Annotated in this window: 5 protein-coding genes; 3 read left to right on the top strand and 2 right to left on the bottom strand. The window is 63.5% G+C overall.

The genetic code is table 11. The features are described from left to right. Positions 1-255: 255 nt before the first annotated feature. Positions 256-507: a hypothetical protein gene (locus VGN72_03365; protein ID HEV7298378.1), complete on the bottom strand. Its 252-nt coding sequence runs from the start codon at positions 505-507 to the stop codon at positions 256-258. A 119-nt stretch (positions 508-626) separates the two neighbouring features. Here VGN72_03365 and VGN72_03360 point away from each other — a divergent pair, with 119 nt between their 5' ends. Next, positions 627-806, top strand: coding sequence for a hypothetical protein (locus VGN72_03360; protein ID HEV7298377.1), 180 nt, complete (start codon positions 627-629; stop codon positions 804-806). Between the two features lie 583 nt (positions 807-1,389). Here VGN72_03360 and VGN72_03355 read toward each other — a convergent pair. Further along, complete coding sequence (locus VGN72_03355) at positions 1,390-2,043, bottom strand: hypothetical protein (protein HEV7298376.1); 654 nt, start codon at positions 2,041-2,043, stop codon at positions 1,390-1,392. Between the two features lie 302 nt (positions 2,044-2,345). Between VGN72_03355 and VGN72_03350 the strand changes: the two genes are divergently transcribed. Both VGN72_03350 and VGN72_03345 read left to right on the top strand, forming a co-directional pair. Then, positions 2,346-3,023, top strand: coding sequence for a hypothetical protein (locus tag VGN72_03350; GenBank protein HEV7298375.1), 678 nt, complete (start codon positions 2,346-2,348; stop codon positions 3,021-3,023). Between the two features lie 117 nt (positions 3,024-3,140). Continuing rightward, on the top strand, positions 3,141-3,374 hold a 234-nt coding region (locus VGN72_03345), incomplete at its 3' end, for a hypothetical protein (GenBank protein HEV7298374.1).

The raw sequence follows: 3,374 nt of genomic DNA, 5'->3' as shown, positions 1-3,374 counted from the left end.
TGAGATTTGGGCAGGCTCCTGAGAGACCAGAAAAGGGGACATCCAGAGATCAGTCTCGTAGGGTCCGCTGGTACCCCTGCGGACCATTTTCCGTCGGAACGCGAATCGGTCCGCAGGCGTACCAGCGGACCCTACCCGGCTTCATCCCGTCCACGAAGGTCACCTTTCGCGATCTAAGCCAGGGTCTCTAAAGGGGTCGGGAGTCATTGTTTGTCCGAATCAAAGACTCCCGACCCCTTATCTATCCTCTGCGCCTTACTTGCCGAACGAGACATCTCGCCAAGGGCGAACGCGCCAATGCGCCGTGGTGTATACCGGATCACCCGCAACAGTGTACTCGATCCACACGATGCAGTTCAACGAAGGCCGAACGCGGACGAGCGTGGCGCGATACCGACCCTGACTCTCGACGTCGCTCCGTGCCAACGACAACAGCAGATACGCCGCGGCGACGGGAACGAGCGCCGCGAGCGCCAACGCGGCGAGGATGACGCGAGGACGAAGCATGCCGTGCGGGACAACGAAATCCGTTCAGCGGCCGGCATTCATCGGCTCGCGGGGACGGAAAAGGGGACATCCACCTTTGTTTTGCTCCTCCCCATGCCGTCACGGTAGCATCGCCGCCCATGCCTCGCAACGCACGGCGATGTCCCGGTGGGTTGGTGTATCACGTGCTCAACCGGGGGAACGATCGCAAGGCGATCTTTCGCAAGCGGGGGGACGCGCGGGCGTTCGTCGATTTGCTGGCCGAGGCCAAGCGGCGCGTGCCGACGGTGCGGCTGCTGGCGGGGACGGGGGGTCTCTAAAGGGGTCGGGTCTCTAAAGGGGGGTCTCTAAAGGGGTCGGGAGTCATTGTTTGTCCGAATCAAAGACTCCCGACCCCTTATCCGACCCCGACCCCTTATCCGACCCCTTGCGACCCCTTATCCGACCCCTTGTACGGAGGTTCCGTCGTCCACGACAGAAGTTCCGTTCACTTGTACGAGAGTTCCGTGCACTTGTACGGGAGTTCCGTGCACTTGTACGGAAGTTCCGTGTACTTGTACGGAAGTTCCGTTCACTTGTACGAGAGTTCCGTGCACTTGTACGAGAGTTCCGTGCACTTGTACGGAAGTTCCGTTCACTTGTACGGAAGTTCCGTGTACTTGTACGGAAGATTAACACCCCACGATTGCAGCGAGAAAAACGGGATGTTATGGGGCGGCCGATCGGTAGGGGGCGAAGGGCGGTTTTTATCGGGCGGGCGGCGGGGGGCCTCGGACGGTACGTCGGGCGTGCGGGTGAACGGCTGCGGACCTCGCGCGGGTGGGGTACCACGTGTGGCACCTGGCTCGTGACACGGGCGGGCAAGCCGCCGGTGGCACCCGGCATGGTCTTCGCAGACAGGGCCTAGTCGGCGCGGTCCAGCTGATCGTTCAGGAATTTGCTGAACGTGCACTCCAGCGGTTCCTCGTAGGTGGGGCGGTCGGGGAACCGAATGCTGACGTAGAGCGGGGACTCGTCAGTGGGAATGAGGAGGGTCGAGCGTTTGTCCGCCTCGCTGACACGATCAATGCTGCCGCGGCGGACCGGCACGATGGCCATTCCATAGAAAAGGCCGCTTCCGAGCGTGTCGCGCACGACGCGTTCGGGCCGGACGTCAACTTCGGACAGTGGCCCGTCGGGCGTTGAGGACTTCACGCGGGCGGGGCTCGCACCGTCCGAGACAAAATGAATGAACATCTGGAGTTCCCCCTCTTCGAACGTCGACGGCCCAACGGCTGCGCAGATGAAGCGGGGGCCTAACCCTTCCGAAGATTCGTCGCCCGATCGAAGGGCAGCAGCGATCTGGCGGTATCGCTGAGCCGCTTGCGTGCGGCACGTGCCGGTGCCGTGTTGGCTGGCGCGGGTGGCGAAGTTCTCAAGAGCGCTGATCGCCTCGGTGTGGTCGGCTGCGGCCTCGGCAGGTTTCGTCGATTCTGGTTTGCTACCGTCCCGGTCGCATCCGGCCAGCAGCGCCGCCATCAACCAGAGCACGGACACGATGGATCGACAACGCATCATCGTTCCGATCATAGCGTGCCGGGTGCCACGGGCGGTACGCCACCGGCGTCGGTTCGGACGGTGGATAGGCTGCATGGGCGGCATCGCGCCGGTAACACCGGGCATGGGGGCGACGCCCGCGGGGGTGTTTGGCATCGACTGCGGGCGTCGCGAACAAAGTGGCAAAATTGATTAAGTGCGCTTCGCGTCGTGACGATCCTAAGGGTTGTCAGGGTCGTGAGGGCGCTTCGTACGGATTGGCCGTCGGAGTGGAAGTCCTCGCGGATCGAGTCAGAGGACAGGCTAACTGAAGGGAGGCTCACATGGTGAGCACGATATGGCCGCCCCGACGCGATGCGAATTTCTCGGAATATGTGCAGCAGTACTCGGCACAGATCACGGCAAATCCGACTTCGCTAGGGCTTACGGCACCGATCGCCGCCACGTTGGCGGGATTGGTCAGTTCGTTTCAGACGGCATTAGCGGCGTCGACCAGCGGGTTGACGCGTGGGCCGTCGACCGTGTTCGCGAAGAACGAAGCGCGGCGAAATCTCGAAGATTATGTCAGGCTGACGGCCCGACAAATTCAAGGGATGAGCACCGTGAGCGACCAGCAGCGCAAGGATTTGAAGCTGCCGGTTCGCGGTGAGGGATCGCCGGCGTTGCCGCCGGGGTCGCCCGAGTCGTTCAAGGCGGAACTGGGCGCCGATGGGTCGCTTCAGCTGAAGTGGAAGTGCGCCAACCGCGGCGCGGGCGGCACGATGTACCAGGTGTGGCGTCGCGTCGGCGCCACGGGCCCGGTCGAGTACTGCGGCGGCGTGGGACAGAAGTCCTTCGTCGACGCAACGCTGCCCCCGGGCACATCGACCGTGATGTACCAGGTGCAGGCGGTGCGGTCGACCGCGGTCGGGCCGTTCAGCCAGTTCAACGTGAACTTCGCGATCGGTGGCGGCAGCGCGACCGTGAGCGCGGTGCAGCAGTCGCCGAAGCTGGCGGCGTAAGCACGTTGACGCACGATGACGGACGGACGGACGGCGCGGCCTGTGCGGCGCGCCGCCGCGTTCGTTTGTCGCGAGGGCGATCCGCTCGACGTTCGGTCTTTGCTCGACGAGGTTTACATGATGGAACAAGCCACTTCGTTCATTCCGGCCCCGCGCAGACGTTCGCCGAAGCACGGGCGCCCGATCGCAACACGGCAGCCGCCCGTGGAGCCGTTGACGCTCGTGTCGGCGGTGTACGACGGCGAGGTGGACCTTGTGTTGACGTTGACGTTCAGCAGGGCGATCGACGTGGATGCGATCGATGGGGCGGCGATCATCGTGAACGATCCGGGGGCGATGTTGGACCAGCTG

The organism is Tepidisphaeraceae bacterium (genome assembly GCA_035998445.1).
Classification (GTDB): Bacteria; Planctomycetota; Phycisphaerae; order Tepidisphaerales; family Tepidisphaeraceae; genus DASYHQ01.
Note: the sequence above shows the minus strand (reverse complement) of the source record. Positions and strands in the feature narration are given on the sequence as shown.